The sequence below is a fragment of the Bradyrhizobium sp. SEMIA genome (genome assembly GCF_014844175.1).
Classification (GTDB): Bacteria; Pseudomonadota; Alphaproteobacteria; order Rhizobiales; family Xanthobacteraceae; genus Bradyrhizobium; species Bradyrhizobium arachidis.
Genome location: NZ_CP046601.1, coordinates 2,442,487 through 2,456,923, shown reverse-complemented (window position 1 = coordinate 2,456,923; position 14,437 = coordinate 2,442,487). Strand labels below are relative to the sequence as shown.

Sequence of the window (14,437 nt, the reverse complement as noted above, 5' to 3'; positions counted from 1 at the left end):
TTCAGGAACGATCCTCCAAAGAGACGGTTGGCACTGCCGCGCATTTCCTGAAAAGGCCATGCCCTCATAAGGACATGAGGCCATGACAGTTGTGAAACCGCGCGGCGGAGGTATGCTCCATTTGCCGCGGACTCGGTCGGATCTCGGGGTCGGATCCGCTTCCCTGCCACCTCAGCCCCTTTTGGTTTAGCCGCGATGCGCGTTGTCGCCGCCGTTCTGTTGCTTGTGTCCGTGCTTCATGCGGGGCTGTGGGGAGTCTTGCGCGACAGGGAGCCCGCGCCGGACTTTAAGGGCCTGTTGCCGAGCCTCTCCTACACGCCGTTTGAGCCGGGACATGTCGTCGACAACAACGTCGACCCCGAAAAGATTCGCGCGGACATGAAGAAGCTCTCGACCCTCACGCGGGCCATCCGGTCCTACTCCGCGACGGAGGGCAACGAGCTGGTGCCGCCGATTGCCGCCGAGTTCGGTCTCAAGGTCACGGTCGGCGCGTGGATCGACAAGGACGAGGATCGCAACGAGCGGGAGATCAAGGCCGCCATCGAGCTTGCCCGCAAGAACAGCAACGTGATCGGCATCGTAGTCGGCAACGAAGTGATCTTCCGCGGCGAGCAGAAGGTCGAAGACCTCATCAACAAGATCAAGAAGGTCAAGAGCGCGGTTCGTGTCCCCGTCACGACGGGCGAGATCTGGAACATCTGGCGCGACAATCCCGACCTCGCCTCCAGCGCCGATTTCATCGCCGCTCACGTGCTGCCTTACTGGGAAAATTTCCGCTCGGACCAGGCGGTCGACCAGGCCGTCGACCGTTACAACCTCCTGCGCGATCTGTTCCCTGGCAAGCGCATCGTGATCGCCGAGTTCGGCTGGCCGAGTGCCGGCTACAATCTGCGCAATGCCGATCCCGGCCAGTTCCAGCAGGCGCTGACCCTGCGCAACTTCGTCGGCCGTGCCGAAGCCCTTGGCATGGAATACAACATCGTCGAAGCGATCGATCAGCCCTGGAAATTCTTCGAAGGCGGCGTCGGTCCTTACTGGGGCATCCTCAACGCCAGCCGCGAGCCGAAATTCGCCTGGACCGGCCCAGTGGAGAACCCTGATTACTGGAAGCTGATGGGAATCGCGCTGCTGGTCGGCATCCTGCTGTCGCTGCCGATCGTGCGACTGTCGCAGCCGACCGCGCCGCAGGTGTTCCTGCTCTCGGCGACCGCCAATGGCGTCGGCGCGTGGGCCGCGACGGTGTTCGCTTATTGGAACGGGCACTACTTCCTGTTCGGCTCGGCCTTCGCGCTGACGCTCGGCATGATCCTCCTTGTTCCGCTCGTCCTCATTGCGATGGCGCGCATCGACGAGATCGCGGCCGTCGCCTTCGGCCGGCCGCTGCAGCGGTTGCTCACCAAGGGCAAGCCGGTCGAGAACGTGCCTGACAATTACTATCCGAAGGTCTCGATCCACATCCCAGCCTATTTCGAGCCGGTCGAGATGATGAAGCAGACGCTCGATGCGCTCTCGCGGCTGAACTATCCGAACTACGAATGCGTGGTCATCATCAACAACACGCCGGATCCAGCCTTCTGGCAGCCGATCCAGGACCATTGCCGCGCGCTCGGTGAACGCTTCAAGTTCATCAACGCCGAGAAGGTGCAGGGCTTCAAGGCCGGCGCGCTGCGCATCGCGATGGACCGCACTGCCGTCGATGCCGAGATCATTGGCATCATCGATGCCGACTATGTCGTCGATCCCGACTGGCTGAAGGACCTCGTGCCGGCTTTCGCCGACCCGCGCGTCGGCCTCGTGCAGGCGCCGCAGGAGCATCGCGACGGCGACCTATCGATCATGCACTACATCATGAACGGCGAGTATGCCGGCTTCTTCGACATCGGCATGGTCCAGCGCAACGAGGTCAACGCCGTCATCGTGCACGGCACGATGTGCCTGATCCGCCGTGCCGCGATGGACATGGCCGGCGGCTGGTCGTCCGACACGATCTGCGAGGACTCTGATCTCGGCCTTGCGATCCAGGAGCTCGGCTGGGTCTCGCATTACACCAATCACCGCTATGGCCGCGGCCTCCTTCCCGACACCTACGAGGCCTTCAAGAAGCAGCGTCACCGCTGGGCCTATGGCGGCCTCCAGATCGTCAAGAAGCACTGGCGCCACTTCCTGCCCGGCAAGAGCCGGCTGACGCCGGACCAGAAGCGCGAATACGGCCTCGGCTGGCTGAACTGGCTCGGTGCCGAAAGCCTCGGCGTGGTCGTGGCGCTGCTCAACCTCGTCTGGGTGCCGATCGTCGCCTTTGCCGACATCGCAATCCCCGACAAGATCCTGACGCTGCCGATCATCGGCGCCTTCATCGTCTCGCTGGTGCACTTCCTGTCGATGTACCGCGCCCGCGTCGCGATCAAACCCGGCCAGATGCTGGGCGCCATGATCGCGGCGATGAGCGTGCAATGGACGGTGTCGCGCGCGGTCGCGCAGGGCCTGATCACCGAGCACATTGCCTTCGCGCGCACCTCCAAGGGCGGCCTGTCGCGGATGTCGATCGAGTTCCAGGCGTTCTGGGAGGCCGTGATCGGCATCCTTCTGCTGGTCGGCGCCGGCGTGCTGGTCGCCTCCAACAGCTTCCGCCAGATCACCGAGATCTACATCTTCGCCGGCGTGCTGGTGCTGCAGAGCCTGCCGTTCCTGGCGGCAGTCGCGATCGCCATCCTCGAGCTCAGCCGCATCAACTCGTTCCAGTTCTGGCGCGACAGCGCGATCCGCACCGCCGAGCTGATTGGCCTCCGCCCCGTCGCCCTGCCGACCCCCGCCGGCACGCCGCAGCCGGTGCCGAGCGAGGTCCGGCGGGAGGCGAACTGAGGGGCGCGTGCCTTGCGGCGCGAACAAAAGCTCCGCGCCGAAGCCGCAAGTGGCAGTTCGGCGTGGATGACGGGCCGCCAATCGGGTTGAAAAATCCGCCTTAAGCCACGGACGCCGCGAGCAAATCCCCGCCCCTGGCGCTAGTTTCGGCAACCACCCGCACTATTGACCTCCGCAGCCACTGCCCCTACACAGCGCGGGCCGAAAGCATGATCCGGAAACAGCCGGTTTTCCCCGCAACGCCAAAGTCAGACGTCGCGGCAAGACATGCTTCTCAAATGTCCGAAGGCGATGGCGATTTCTTGCAAGCCATCCGCGGCCATGGGAGCGCGTAGCTCAGCCGGTAGAGCACGTGACTTTTAATCACGGGGTCCTGGGTTCGAGCCCCAGCGCGCTCACCAAGCGAAATCAAAGACTTAGTGGAGATTTTTACGGCGCCTTTTTGGGCGCCGTTTTGCTTCATGCACACAGCATGCACACTGTGCGGAGCTAATCATGGTCTGTTTTTGGATCGTGGCCGCAGTCATGCTGCCGATCGCAGTCGCTGTGCTCGGCCTGGTGGCAATCATCATGAAAGCTCAGCAACACGATCCGGGGATCGAATAGCCGCGTTCTCCACACCCACGACAGGCAGTAGCTTCCGCGCGTTCTAGGCCGCTAGGAATCGATAATTTGCAGGGCGCCAGCAATGCCGCTTTGATGGCGGCATGCCTCGCCCTGTACGACGACATACGCCCGCGCATGCTGACGGCCGGCCGCTCAAGATCACGTTCGGCGAGATGCGCGAGATGGGCCTGCGCGGTGTCCTGGTCTACTGCCACTGCGGGCACCACGTCGAACTGGATGCGGGCCGCTGGCCGGATGAAATGCGGCTGTCCGACCTCGAGCCTCGCTTCGTCTGCCAGGGTTGCGGCAGCCGCGGCGCCGACGTTCGGCCTGACTTCGATCGGGGTGACGGGCGGCGCGCTATTATGGGGTATCGTTCGGCGGAGTGAGGAACGAAAGGTGCGACATGAGCTTGAGTCTCGCCAGCTCGCCACGGGCTGGTGAAGCGGCCCCGGCCTTACCGCCCCAAGCCCCCAGAAGCCGGGGCCGCGTTTCTTTACTCCGACCCGATGACCTTCCTGGATCGCCGTAGCGCCGCCTCGCTCTCGCCCAGCGTTCGAAAGCTACGTTCCATGATTTCAAGTTGGTGCCGGGAGAATGAGTCCGTGGCCTGCTCTTTGAGTTTTCGATACCGTTCGGCCTCAGCCAGGTACTCTTCAGGCGTCATGGACATTGAGAGGACTCTATTGCCTCCTCAGGCGCTCTATCTCAACTGTGAACCGCACCCGCATGACGGGCCCGGCATCGTCGCGCACCTCGATTGAAGCCTCGGAAGACTTGACTGGCAATTGGAAGTTCTCCGCTGCTGCGTCGGCCATGGCCCGCGCCGCCGCTCGCTCCACAGCTTCCATGTTGGAGAACTCTAGACCTTCCTCGTCAACCACAAGGCCCTCTTGGTCTAGGATATCGAAATAGTATCGCGTCATTGGCCGGCCCAATCCTTGAGCGGTCAATTAACCCGTGTTACTTTCGTTCCTCACATATCGACGAACTAGCCTTACTCTGCTGCCTCTCGGGCGGTGCGGACTTGCTCGGATCGACGGGCCAATTCGTCGTAGCTCTTAGCGACATTGCGAAGTGTTTCCTTCGTCTTTGCGTGCTCCGCACTGTCTGCTTTTGCCCGGAACTCTTCCGCGCGGTCCCGAAAATACTTCGGAGTGTAGTTGCGCTCGATGCCCATGACGCCAATCCCCGATTGGTACGTTCATGCTCATTAATGGACGATCAGTCCAACTGTTCCCTTCGTCTTTAGTCGTCCAAAATCAGCTCTCTACACTAGCATTTCTGAAGACGCGGATAAAGCTACGGGCCCGCCAGCGTGAACCGGCGGGCCTTCTGTTCATCGATACTCTTCCGGCATCAGGACGCCGTAGAGTTTGGCGAGCAGCAGGCTGCCTTTGATCGACCAGCAAGCAAGCATGACCCGCACTCTCAGGACTAGGAGCCGGGTCAGGCGCACAGATCAGGCTCCCGGCCGTCGTGCTCCTCTTCGAGGTCGTCAGTCCCTGACCGCGCCCACAGCTGCTGTCCGCCGCTGTTGTCGTAGCGGAGCGGCAAGTTCGGCTGGCCGTGCCAGGGGCTTGTTGGATGGTTTTCGCAGGCGCCTAATGATGGCTCGTGCTCGTCGCCGCTGTACTCGGCATCCTCGGCCGGCTCGCATTCGTCACTGGCAGAGTCCCCGGCGGTGGGCTCGAGGTCCGGATCGGCTTCGAGCTGATCCAGCAAGTCGATCATGTCCTTGATGAACTCTCGAGCGTGGTGGGCCATACCCCGGTCAAGCGGCGTACCCATGAGGACCTCAAGGCGAGAGGCAACCCGCTCAGAGGCATTAGCGAGTCGTATGATGGCCTGATGCCAGGCCGGGTGTACTGCAGCGGCGAGGGCTGCAAACTCACCAGCGGACTCGGCTGGCCCGGCTAGGACCATTTCCCTGACGTTCTGTTCTGCTTTCATTGGTGGTTCTCTGGATTTACCGGCTTCTCACGGCCGGGGTGCCAGTGGTCAGCACTGGCGCCGGGAGGGTGAGAACATCGCCAGAGACGATGCGCGACGGCTTTCCCCTTTCGGGTCTTGTATAGCCGCCGCTCTCCCGGCATAGTGGTGCCGTTCACGCTGGCGGCTAACCAGCGCGTCCTAATCGACGGCGACGGATGATCCCGGCAAGGATCGCCCTGCCATCGCCCTGGTGCTGAACGCAGCCCGGCAAGGCTGTTCAGCGGGAGTTCTCACGCTCCGCTCACCAGTCCACCACTGATTTGGTAAAAAATCCACTCCCCACCGGGGACAAAACGTGTTGCCATGCGGCATGGCCCGCACTCGCGACGAGAGAGTCCACCATGTTCTCAAGATTGAGAAATGGCGGTTCGATTATTCCTTCGGCGTCGGAGATCCGAAATTTACGACACGCGCCTACTCCGATCTGAGGCATGTGGAGCTCAGTGTAACAATTCAACAGCCGGTCATCCGGGCGAAGTCTGGTCTGGTTCGGCTCTTTGCTTCGGCGGCTCTTGTTGGCGCAGAGAACGAGCCGCGCCAAAAATTCGGGGACAGGCTCGCTGGCAAACCAGACGCGGTAAAACCGGTCGGAAGAGTTTGGTACCGCGGAGATGGCTATCAAGCTGTTCTGAACTTCCCCGGTGACATGCTGGCCCCCATGCTGACGATGCTCGCAGCGAACAAGTACCGCTACGTCACCTTGATCGCCGACAAAGGTGGACGAGAAACGCCGGTTTACGATTTCACCTTGGCCGAGTTTCATGGCGATGAGCCAGATCTGGCCGCAAGCTGGGACGACGCATGACCGCTCCATCGCCAGAAACAATCGAACGCGAGAAGGACAAGCTTTTCCTCACGGATGCCGAGATGATCCGGCGCCTCGGAGTGCCGGAGAAGCTGCTACGTCCTCTGTTGCCGGCACTTGAGAGCAAATATGGCTTCCCCCGCAAGTCCCCATTCTTCGGAGACAGGCGATACTGGCCAGCGGTGAAGGCGTGGCTGGACAAGCATCACGGGCTGCCCGATCCCTCGAAGCTGACGCGGTGAATTGCGCTTTGGGCGGCCGAGTCGGGCGCCTAAAGATGGGATTGGCGTTCCCTTTGAGGCACAACTAAGGATGAAGGTGTTCCGTTTTTTGATACACCTTCGTTCGCGTTGAGACACAAAAAAGCCGCCGGGTTGCGGCGGCTTTGAATGCAGATGTCTGAGTTTATTAGTCGTTCGGCGGCGCGTAAGCCGCAGCTAACGAGTACTCGTTTTCAACGCGCACTTCGACATGGGCGTGTTGATCGCCCAGCACGTGGTAAATATCGCTACGGTCGCTGGGGGAAGATGCGACCGCCTCGGATCGGATATCGCTTGAATAGTGCGGGTCCACCTGATGTACCTTCCTCGATAGGTCCGGCATTATGGTTCTCCCTCAGTGATAGCTGCATCCCACGCCTTGTGACGCACCCACCTGAACGGCCGGTCCGCGGTGATTACCGCAATCTCGATCGGTCCGCCACAGGTTTGTGCGAAACTCGAGAATTTAAGCGCCTTGATGGTGCTCAAAACACACGCATAGGTAAAGTCAATTGCGTCCCGCATGGGGGCTGGAAGATGGGTTAGCGCTTGGCTCCGAAGCAAACCATCCAGTTCGGCCTCGGTTCCGTTCCATTTTCCCGAAGACAGTAGAGCGTGGCGCAGCCCAGGGTCGTACCCATGAAGCAGTCGGGCGATCATGTTAGGAGCCCCCCAAAACCGCTGTCCTCCAGCAGGAATTTCCTTCGGCTGCGGCATGCCGTTGGCAAGGTCAAAAAGGGTCTCAAAAGCTTCCGGCTTGCGACCCGGAATGACATAGCCTGCGATGCAGAAGCCGACCGTGTAGGAGTTCCTCAGTGTCTTTAATTGCGCTTCCTGATCTTTGGTTCGGGAGTTTGGCAGTGGTGGTAACGCGAACGGATCAAACGGAAGCATCTTGGAAAGCTGGTCATACAGCTTGAGTTCGACGTCAAGTGAGGTGCTGTACGCCTTCCAAAAATGAGCGCACCATCGATCGGCTACCTCGCGCACGCTTTTAGGTTTAGTCTTTTTGAGGTCGTCGGCGAGCAGTGCGACCAACGTCCGGTGACTTCCCACCGAGAGACCGCCCAACCCCCATGTTACGATTCCGAGGGTCGAATTATCGCCGATCTCAAAAATCTTTTGACCGTGATTGAAGTAATGATTTCCCGAAGGCAGCGTGTAAGTGGAGGTGCTGTCCGCACCAAGCACAATCCCTTCACTCGACAGATAGCAGGCGGCAATAGTCAATGCAGGATCTCCAATACAACCAGGACTAGCAGATTCGGCGAATGTGTTGGTTAATAGAAATTAACCGCCATTCAAAGTGTCCAGTGGACAGCGTGGCTCGTACTTTCGCCTAAGCGGCCGGGCGACGAGACTGGTCCAGAGATTGAGGGCAGTTGTCGTCGCCCTCACGCGTACCCCACGTCCGGGTACACGATCGGTCGATTGAAGTTGCTGTTAGCGACCACAGGCGACCCGCCCGGCTCGCTGAAGCACAGGGCCACCGCGTCTCCCTCGTCGGGGCTCGGCATGCCCCGCTTCTTCATAGCGTCCTTGCTTTCAAGCCGGAGGCGACCGTCGCTGGTGTAACTGTAGCCGGGGCCGCAAAGGTCGGTTTGCAGGCTATCGCTATCCGGTAGCGCGAAATAAGCTCCCTCCAGCGCCTTCTTGACGTTCAGCCACATCTCGGCGCGGCGGTTCTCGGGACCGCCGGACGGCCTTCCGTTCTCGTCCAAGGTGGGCGGCTCGACGGGCTTGGAGCCGAAGTTAACCGCGTTGACGACGCCCGAACCGAAGTTGCCATAACCCTGCTCCACGAGCCGGTCATAGATCCCTGCCCCGAGCCCGCCCACGTCAATGTTCACCTTGGCTGGCTTGTCGTCGCGGATAATCTGCGCAATCCAGCCCGCAACCTGCATGGTGTCGAGGTGCTTCCGCTTCTCGATCTTCTCAATGCCACTGCCGCGGCGCCAAGCGATGGCGGTGCTGTCCGCGCCGAACCGGGCCGGATCTACGCCCACGATGAGAGGACCTATTGAGGAGCCCTTCCGCTTGCGGGCAGCCAGAACGAGCTCGTGCGGAATGAAGCTGTCGAAGTCGGAGGCAAGGAACGCCTCATCAGGCGTCAAGGGGTATTCGCGTTTGAAGTAGTTGATGTCGCCCTTGTCTGCGATCTTGCAGCGCCGCCAGTAGATCTGCTCAGCGTCGAGGCTGTGAAGCTCCGCAAGCTGCCTCTCCTCCGCGGTCATTTCGAAATCGTCGGGGAGCGCCTTGCGATAGGTCGGATCATCTGACCACGGAAGGAAGACCGCCTTGAAGCTGTTCTCACCAGCGAGGGCCTTGCACCAGAACTGGTGAAACTCATCACCGAACTGGTTGCCCGTAGTCTCCACGATGATCTCTGTATCGGGGAGATCCGGGACGGTTTCCATCAGCGCCGCAAGCTGTTCCTTTAGGTTCACCCAAAAGGCAGCCTCTGAGGCGTGCAGCGCCTGCGCAGTTGACGAGCGCCCTGCTCCGTCCTCTGTCGCGACCGAAACTAGATACCCGGAGTCTATGCTAGCAAACTTGAGCTCCTCCGCGTTGCTCGCGCCCGTCACGGGTCGCACATCGTCGGGCATGCAATCGTGCATCCGCTTGACGAGGCCGAAGAGATTGCGAACGGCGGGTTTTTCGTGCGCCACGATCGCAGTCAGGAAACCCGGCTTCCGAATGGTCTTGTGATAGTAGCGGCCAGCAACATAAGTGCTAACGCCCTCTTGTCGCGCCTTAAGCACGACAACGCGCACCATCCCGGTCTTGGCCCGCTGCTCCTCAATGATCTGATGGAGCTTGCGCTGGACCGGATTGAACTTGAACGGCACGAGACCACCAGCCTTAGGCCGGATTTTCAGATGGTGCTCAGCAAAATACTCGAGATCAGCGTCAAGCCTCTCGGCATGGTTCAGGGCGCCAACGATGCCGTCAGTCCAATGCATCAATGAAGCTCTTGCCCTTCGGAGGTCATATCGGACTCGAAGTGGCGCAGCGCGGCGCTGGCCTCTTCTCTGGAGACGCCCATCTGCTCGGCGATTTTGATGACGGTCTGAGCCCGCCGTTCGGCCCTCGCCATGAGCTCAGGGTCAAACAAGGCATCAAGAATTCCATTAGACATTGGCTGCCTCCGCTTCTTTCCGTTTGATCGAAAGCACCGCCCGGCATTCACAGTCGAAATTGCCCGTCAGCTCCGCCCGAAGCACAGCCTCCGGGACACCGGGGCACTGCTTCTTCAACTCGGCCACACGCTCGTCAAGGAAGCGCTCCAGATCAGACCAGATCGCCCTGATGCGATCCTCAAGCTGCGGCATCAGATGTTTTGCCAATTTCCAGTTCCTCATATTGCCTAGCGGCCAAGCGAGCCTTGGCGGCTTCGTTGAACGCGTTACGAATTTCCTTGTCCCGGCGGTCCTCGTGCTTCGCCCAATAAACCTGGAGTTCATAGGGAAGCTCGAGAAAGCGCCGTTTCTCCTCCTTGGGCCACGATCGCGGCGGCTGGATCTCAGCAATCTTGGACATTGCGAGCGGCACCGGCCAGGTCGTCGTCGGATCTGCGAGACCTCGACAAACATGAGCGTCCGAAATCGCCTTCCCCAACTTGCGCACCAGGTCGAGCCCGTCGTCGGCGTTCTCCAGCAGATACAGCGCAACCGAGCCCGGACGTGCCGGCAGAAACTTCACACCACGCTGAAGACACCACTCGATAAATACCTGGGGCACATTAGCCTTGACCGGAGGCGGTTCCCCTAACCTGTCGTAAACCTCTTGATAGATCGCCGCGTCGCGCTGCCCGGCCTCACTAACTCGGGCGTCCACCAGCGCTTGAATAACCGGACTGTTCAACGGCGGGCCTTTCGCAAGTCGCCATGCAGCTTGTGCAGATCGCGGCGAAACGTCGAGAACTCCGCGAAACGCTCAAGGTTGGTACGGTCCACGCTCATTTTATTGAACTCGGCGTCGAGCTCGTCCAGCATGCCGGCGCGCCTGTCATGACCGAACAACTTGAACTCATCTCGCATGCCGTCCAGCGAGCGTTCCTCCCCGATCCAGTTGCGCGACATCCTGCGCGCGATATCGATGCTGTTCTCTTCGTCGTCTGACATCGGTCTATCCTTTCGAGCGGGTTCTTGCCTTATAGAGCGCGTACGCGTCTTCCACTGAGCCCGAGTTGGAGAGCTTCGCGCGGAGCGCAGACATATTCTCGGCCGCAGCCTGCCCCTTCGGAGGAGCTATGCCGGGTTTCTGAACCTTCGGGACGGGTTTCGGGATCGCCTTTGCGGGCGCGGTCTTTTGCATGCGATACCGCGCTGCATCCACCATCATCTTCTGAAACGCAGCGTTGCGCATGATGGGGTTCGTTTCCATCAAATGAACGAAGGTTTTCTGATCGACCCCAAGCTCGCCGGCATACTCAAGGACAGCTCCGCTGATCTTGTTCTTCTCGTCCCTGCCGAGCGCTGCCCACTCCGGCATCTGCTCAAACCGCTGGTCTTCCGCGGTCGCGTAGCTCTCGAACTTCTGATGCTGCTCGTGAGCCTGGTACCGCTGCCAATCAGTCTGCGCTGCCTCGATCTGAACGCCCCGCTCCAGAACACGCATCGCGCGTGATACTCGCGCGGGGTCGGCCTGATTCAATGCTATGATCGCGTCGGCCCAATGCTCCTGCGAGAAGCTATGAAGCTCCGGAAGCAGCTCGACGAGCATTTCCTGCGACACGGAGTGCGCCGTGTTCAAGGCCTTCGAATAAGTCTGCTTGGCTTCATCGACCTGTGCCAGCTCCTGCTCGATCGCTTGGCGCACCTGGGGCAGCTTGAGCGCCTTGGCTACCTCCGGGTCCAGACCATCGACCGTCGTTTCAACTGAGGGGCTAGGCTCTTCGGAGATCGTCGCTACGTCTTTCGCAGCCTTCGCGTTTGCCTCGACTTCGTTGGCATCGAGGCCATAATGCTCGGCGGTTTTCGGATCGCCCTTGATCCGCTCGGCACGGGCCTTGTCGACCTCCTTGGCGAGTCGGTCCAAATGGGCCTGCTCGATTTCCTCGGCACCCGTGCGATGCACATGGGCAAGGTCATCCGCAGCCTGCTCGACAGTCTGAGAGAGGTTGTCCGGCGCTTCCGATCCATCCGCCGCAACGAGCTCAATCCGGGTGAGTTCAGCCTCACTGCCAAACTTCTTGGAAGCGAGCTTTCGGATCTGCTCGTCGTCGTTGATGTCATACTCTTCGGGCCCATCCGAAGGCGCTGGGTCGGCTTTCGCCACGCTCGGACGCGGGATATAGCCTTGAGCGATTTCCACACTCTCGATGCCAAATGCCTCGTGCGGGACAAACTGACCAGTTGCATTGTCGCGCGGCTGTTCGACCTCCGACATCAGATGATCCTCAAGAGCTTGTTCAGAATGATGGTCGGTTGCGCAAGAGCAAACGGGGTACTGACACCGCCCTGAGCGGTACCGGTAAAGCTTGCACTCATTGATGATGCCATATTGGCAATGGTGCCTCCGGTATTCCATCCGATACCCAACACGGAGCCTCCTCCAGTGCCTTGAATGGAGATAATTGTATTGGGATTGATGATGGTTGTATTGCCACTGCTCAGGCTCACTGAGCCGGACGGGGTATATGCAGGAAGGTTTGCAGTGACGATGGTCTTCGTCTCGGCGCCGCCAACCGCGCCGATAGCCGCCGGGTTTTGCCCGAAATATGTCGAGGTCAATCGGGACGCCGCGCTGCCGCCCATATCGTCTTTGCCCGCGACGATACGACCGCGGACATCTGGCAGATTGAATGTCGTCGAGCCGTCGCCGGTACCATAAGTCGTGCCCACCATCCCGAAATAGGTGCTGTACACGGAGCGGGAGACCGCCTGACCATAAGGAAAGACAAAGTTGCTGCTCGGCGAGGTCGTGCCAGTGAAATCAATCATGCCGCCAATCGGCACAGTGAACGGAAGCTGATAGAAGTCCTTCAGCCGCCAGGTGTTGCCGGAAGAATAGTACACCAAGCTATAAACGCCGCCCGTCAACAGCGTGGCGCTCGGGACCGGCGTGGTGCCTCCATTCGTGTCGATGATGATGGGGTCTGCTCCCAATCCATCCACGTTCAGCGTTGCGGCTGCACCGTTGGTCGCATGGATCGTGATTGCGATCTCGGCACCGTTCATTGCCGACTTCGAAGCAAATCCCTGGTTCGACGCGACCGTGTATGAAGTGCTGGTGCCGCCAGTGATCAGTGATCCGGCGGTATCGTCGCGATATTTGGCAACGCTCGCCATCATGGCGCGTGCACTATCATTGATGCTCGACGGCGGCTGGCCTTCGGCCCACCCGACCGTGCTATCGGAGTTGGCGTTAACCGCCGCGGTCTGAGACCAGCTCACAACACCAGTCGGTGCCATCAGGCATGCTCCTTCAGAACCACCGGATAGACGCGCACCACCCGATCACCATCGAGGCGAAGGGGCAGTGGCTTCAGCCGGTAGTGCAGCGCCGGATCAAAGGGCTGGTTGTCCTCGTTCTCAACCGGCAGCCATTCGCCGCCGCGCTCGTCCTTGGTGGGCTTGAAGCTGGTCGAGATCAGCTCGCCATCGATGACCAGGCAATACTGCTGCTCGGCCACGGGAAAGCCCTCAGAAGCCAATGCAGCGTCTGCAATCGATCGGAGGTAAGCCGAGACGGTCAGCCCCTTGCGCTCGGCAGCAGCCCTTAGAAGGTCCGTCCGAAGGTATCGGAAAGCCACGTCGGCCATTACAGCACCGGACCGAGATAGTTCGCCACGGTGCCAGCACCGCCGCCCGTCACGACGTACTGCGGAACGCCGGTCACCTGCGCCGCGTTCGCAAGTTGAGGCCGGAAAGCTGTCAGCGACCAATCGTAACCAGGCGGCACGATGATATCACCCGCGACACTGGGTGCCGACATTGCGAGGGCCTGGCTGGAGTAGCTGCCAACCAGTGTCGCCACCCCGAAGCCGCTGGCGGCGTTGCTCGCGACGGACGCCGGTCGATAAAGCTGGTAGTTCGTGGCCATTCATTGCCTCCAAATCAGATGCTGACAAACGTACCACGTTCGGAGTGACCCCGTAATCTTTAGTCACGCGCAAATTGCGTTATTCTCTTGTAATAACAATGGCAAAGGTAATGGATTGGAATTTGTGCGCACGCTATGCACACAAACGGCAAAAGTCTGCGTCAAAATGACTCAGCATCACTCGCCGATCCGCTTCGCAACGCGCGCCCTCAGATCTTCCTCGAGCCACGCGAAGACCGTCTCAGGATCGATCGCGCTTGCTGTCGCCTGGATGAGCGCCACAAGGCGGCGCATGGCCTGCATCTCGGGCGCATCCATCGGACCAGTGCGGTGCTCGATCGAGACCGCGATGTCTTTCGGAATGATGCTGAAGAGCACGCGCAGGTAAGTGCTCGGATCGGTCGCCCTCACCTTCTCCAAGACGGACGCGCCATTAGCCGTCCAGTCCGCCAATGCATCGGCGCACGCCTGCTCGGAAAACTTTGCTCTCGCGCCAAGAGGTCTGCCGAGGGGATTGCCGCTCTGTCCGGGCTTCCACGGCTTCAGGTTGGCTGTGTTGGTTCGCTGTTTCATCAATGATTGTCCTTTGGTAACGAACGGTAACGTCACGGTCACGAAGCTGGTCACTCGTTACTCTGGTAACGAAGTAACGTCACGGTTCTCCACCCTATAGGTGGAGACCGGACCGTTACCGTGACCCGTTACTGAGCGGCGTCGAAATGCCCATTGGCGGCAAGCACCGGAGCAATACTCCGCATCTGATCGAGCTGGCTTGAACATCAGCTTGCAGACCGAGCATTGCTTCTCTGGTCGGCAGTCCTGCTTGCGGCGTCGTCTGTGGCGCTTAGCGCATCTCTCCGAGCAG

18 protein-coding genes and 1 tRNA gene are annotated in these 14,437 nt (G+C 60.2%); 5 read left to right on the top strand and 14 right to left on the bottom strand.

The features are described 5' to 3' along the window. Positions 1-195: 195 nt before the first annotated feature. From FOM02_RS11940 to FOM02_RS11930, 3 genes are all read left to right on the top strand, one after another. A complete protein-coding gene (locus tag FOM02_RS11940) occupies positions 196-2,859 on the top strand; it encodes a glycosyltransferase (RefSeq protein ID WP_027559243.1) in 2,664 nt (887 codons plus the stop codon). A 325-nt stretch (positions 2,860-3,184) separates the two neighbouring features. Beyond that, positions 3,185-3,260, top strand: a tRNA-Lys gene (locus tag FOM02_RS11935). Positions 3,261-3,566: 306 nt separating this feature from the next. Then, positions 3,567-3,854: a hypothetical protein gene (locus FOM02_RS11930; RefSeq protein ID WP_265441803.1), complete on the top strand. Its 288-nt coding sequence runs from the start codon at positions 3,567-3,569 to the stop codon at positions 3,852-3,854. A 294-nt stretch (positions 3,855-4,148) separates the two neighbouring features. Here the strand turns inward: FOM02_RS11930 and FOM02_RS11925 are convergent, their stop codons facing one another. The 3 genes from FOM02_RS11925 to FOM02_RS11915 all read right to left on the bottom strand — a co-directional run bounded on the left by FOM02_RS11925 (position 4,149) and on the right by FOM02_RS11915 (position 5,256). Beyond that, positions 4,149-4,391, bottom strand: coding sequence for a DUF6894 family protein (locus tag FOM02_RS11925; RefSeq protein WP_265441802.1), 243 nt, complete (start codon positions 4,389-4,391; stop codon positions 4,149-4,151). A gap of 71 nt (positions 4,392-4,462) precedes the next feature. Next, the gene (locus FOM02_RS11920; RefSeq protein ID WP_265441801.1) at positions 4,463-4,645 is read right to left on the bottom strand and encodes a hypothetical protein; all 183 of its coding nucleotides are present in this window, start codon (positions 4,643-4,645) and stop codon (positions 4,463-4,465) included. 269 nt (positions 4,646-4,914) lie between these two features. Next, on the bottom strand, positions 4,915-5,256 hold the full coding sequence (locus tag FOM02_RS11915; protein ID WP_265441800.1) for a hypothetical protein: 342 nt from the start codon (positions 5,254-5,256) through the stop codon (positions 4,915-4,917). A 514-nt stretch (positions 5,257-5,770) separates the two neighbouring features. On the opposite strand from FOM02_RS11915, the gene FOM02_RS11910 reads away from it, so the two are divergent. Together FOM02_RS11910 and FOM02_RS11905 are read left to right on the top strand one after the other, a co-directional pair. Further along, positions 5,771-6,265, top strand: a complete 495-nt coding sequence (locus FOM02_RS11910) for a hypothetical protein (RefSeq protein ID WP_265441799.1) — start codon at positions 5,771-5,773, stop codon at positions 6,263-6,265. Then, positions 6,262-6,507: a winged helix-turn-helix domain-containing protein gene (locus FOM02_RS11905; protein ID WP_265441798.1), complete on the top strand. Its 246-nt coding sequence runs from the start codon at positions 6,262-6,264 to the stop codon at positions 6,505-6,507. The genes FOM02_RS11910 and FOM02_RS11905 overlap by 4 nt, the downstream gene beginning before the upstream one ends. A gap of 360 nt (positions 6,508-6,867) precedes the next feature. On the opposite strand, the gene FOM02_RS11900 is transcribed toward FOM02_RS11905, so the two are convergent. The 11 genes from FOM02_RS11900 to FOM02_RS11850 all read right to left on the bottom strand — a co-directional run bounded on the left by FOM02_RS11900 (position 6,868) and on the right by FOM02_RS11850 (position 14,199). Next, a complete protein-coding gene (locus tag FOM02_RS11900) occupies positions 6,868-7,755 on the bottom strand; it encodes a hypothetical protein (RefSeq protein ID WP_265441797.1) in 888 nt (295 codons plus the stop codon). A 164-nt stretch (positions 7,756-7,919) separates the two neighbouring features. Next, positions 7,920-9,488 (bottom strand): hypothetical protein, encoded by a 1,569-nt coding sequence (locus FOM02_RS11895; RefSeq protein ID WP_265441796.1) that lies wholly within the window; start codon positions 9,486-9,488, stop codon positions 7,920-7,922. Next, positions 9,488-9,664 carry a hypothetical protein gene (locus tag FOM02_RS11890; protein WP_265441795.1) on the bottom strand — a complete coding sequence of 59 codons (177 nt, stop codon included), beginning with the start codon at positions 9,662-9,664 and terminating at the stop codon, positions 9,488-9,490. Before FOM02_RS11890 ends, FOM02_RS11895 begins: the two co-directional genes overlap by 1 nt. Next, on the bottom strand, positions 9,657-9,872 hold the full coding sequence (locus tag FOM02_RS11885) for a hypothetical protein (protein ID WP_265441794.1): 216 nt from the start codon (positions 9,870-9,872) through the stop codon (positions 9,657-9,659). Before FOM02_RS11885 ends, FOM02_RS11890 begins: the two co-directional genes overlap by 8 nt. Further along, positions 9,844-10,389, bottom strand: coding sequence for a hypothetical protein (locus FOM02_RS11880; protein WP_265441793.1), 546 nt, complete (start codon positions 10,387-10,389; stop codon positions 9,844-9,846). Before FOM02_RS11880 ends, FOM02_RS11885 begins: the two co-directional genes overlap by 29 nt. Further along, positions 10,386-10,649, bottom strand: a complete 264-nt coding sequence (locus FOM02_RS11875; RefSeq protein WP_265441792.1) for a hypothetical protein — start codon at positions 10,647-10,649, stop codon at positions 10,386-10,388. Before FOM02_RS11875 ends, FOM02_RS11880 begins: the two co-directional genes overlap by 4 nt. A 4-nt stretch (positions 10,650-10,653) precedes the next feature. Then, positions 10,654-11,916, bottom strand: a complete 1,263-nt coding sequence (locus tag FOM02_RS11870; RefSeq protein ID WP_265441791.1) for a hypothetical protein — start codon at positions 11,914-11,916, stop codon at positions 10,654-10,656. Beyond that, positions 11,916-12,941: a phage tail protein gene (locus tag FOM02_RS11865; protein WP_265441790.1), complete on the bottom strand. Its 1,026-nt coding sequence runs from the start codon at positions 12,939-12,941 to the stop codon at positions 11,916-11,918. The genes FOM02_RS11870 and FOM02_RS11865 overlap by 1 nt, the downstream gene beginning before the upstream one ends. Further along, positions 12,941-13,291 carry a hypothetical protein gene (locus tag FOM02_RS11860; RefSeq protein ID WP_265441789.1) on the bottom strand — a complete coding sequence of 117 codons (351 nt, stop codon included), beginning with the start codon at positions 13,289-13,291 and terminating at the stop codon, positions 12,941-12,943. Before FOM02_RS11860 ends, FOM02_RS11865 begins: the two co-directional genes overlap by 1 nt. Further along, positions 13,291-13,572 carry a hypothetical protein gene (locus FOM02_RS11855; protein WP_265441788.1) on the bottom strand — a complete coding sequence of 94 codons (282 nt, stop codon included), beginning with the start codon at positions 13,570-13,572 and terminating at the stop codon, positions 13,291-13,293. Before FOM02_RS11855 ends, FOM02_RS11860 begins: the two co-directional genes overlap by 1 nt. 177 nt (positions 13,573-13,749) lie before the next feature. Further along, the gene (locus FOM02_RS11850; protein WP_265441787.1) at positions 13,750-14,199 is read right to left on the bottom strand and encodes a hypothetical protein; all 450 of its coding nucleotides are present in this window, start codon (positions 14,197-14,199) and stop codon (positions 13,750-13,752) included. Between the last annotated feature and the right edge of the window lie 238 nt (positions 14,200-14,437).

Bases quoted from the DNA above. Each gene is read 5' to 3' on its own strand.
- FOM02_RS11940 (WP_027559243.1), top strand. From the start codon at position 196: ATGCGCGTTGTCGCCGCCGTTCTGTTGCTTGTGTCCGTGCTTCATGCG.
- FOM02_RS11930 (WP_265441803.1), top strand. From the start codon at position 3,567: ATGCCTCGCCCTGTACGACGACATACGCCCGCGCATGCTGACGGCCGG.
- FOM02_RS11925 (WP_265441802.1), bottom strand. From the start codon at position 4,391: ATGACGCGATACTATTTCGATATCCTAGACCAAGAGGGCCTTGTGGTT.
- FOM02_RS11920 (WP_265441801.1), bottom strand. From the start codon at position 4,645: ATGGGCATCGAGCGCAACTACACTCCGAAGTATTTTCGGGACCGCGCG.
- FOM02_RS11915 (WP_265441800.1), bottom strand. From the start codon at position 5,256: ATGGGTACGCCGCTTGACCGGGGTATGGCCCACCACGCTCGAGAGTTC.
- FOM02_RS11910 (WP_265441799.1), top strand. From the start codon at position 5,771: ATGGCCCGCACTCGCGACGAGAGAGTCCACCATGTTCTCAAGATTGAG.
- FOM02_RS11905 (WP_265441798.1), top strand. From the start codon at position 6,262: ATGACCGCTCCATCGCCAGAAACAATCGAACGCGAGAAGGACAAGCTT.
- FOM02_RS11895 (WP_265441796.1), bottom strand. From the start codon at position 9,488: ATGCATTGGACTGACGGCATCGTTGGCGCCCTGAACCATGCCGAGAGG.
- FOM02_RS11890 (WP_265441795.1), bottom strand. From the start codon at position 9,664: ATGTCTAATGGAATTCTTGATGCCTTGTTTGACCCTGAGCTCATGGCG.
- FOM02_RS11875 (WP_265441792.1), bottom strand. From the start codon at position 10,649: ATGTCAGACGACGAAGAGAACAGCATCGATATCGCGCGCAGGATGTCG.
- FOM02_RS11870 (WP_265441791.1), bottom strand. From the start codon at position 11,916: ATGTCGGAGGTCGAACAGCCGCGCGACAATGCAACTGGTCAGTTTGTC.
- FOM02_RS11865 (WP_265441790.1), bottom strand. From the start codon at position 12,941: ATGGCACCGACTGGTGTTGTGAGCTGGTCTCAGACCGCGGCGGTTAAC.
- FOM02_RS11860 (WP_265441789.1), bottom strand. From the start codon at position 13,291: ATGGCCGACGTGGCTTTCCGATACCTTCGGACGGACCTTCTAAGGGCT.
- FOM02_RS11855 (WP_265441788.1), bottom strand. From the start codon at position 13,572: ATGGCCACGAACTACCAGCTTTATCGACCGGCGTCCGTCGCGAGCAAC.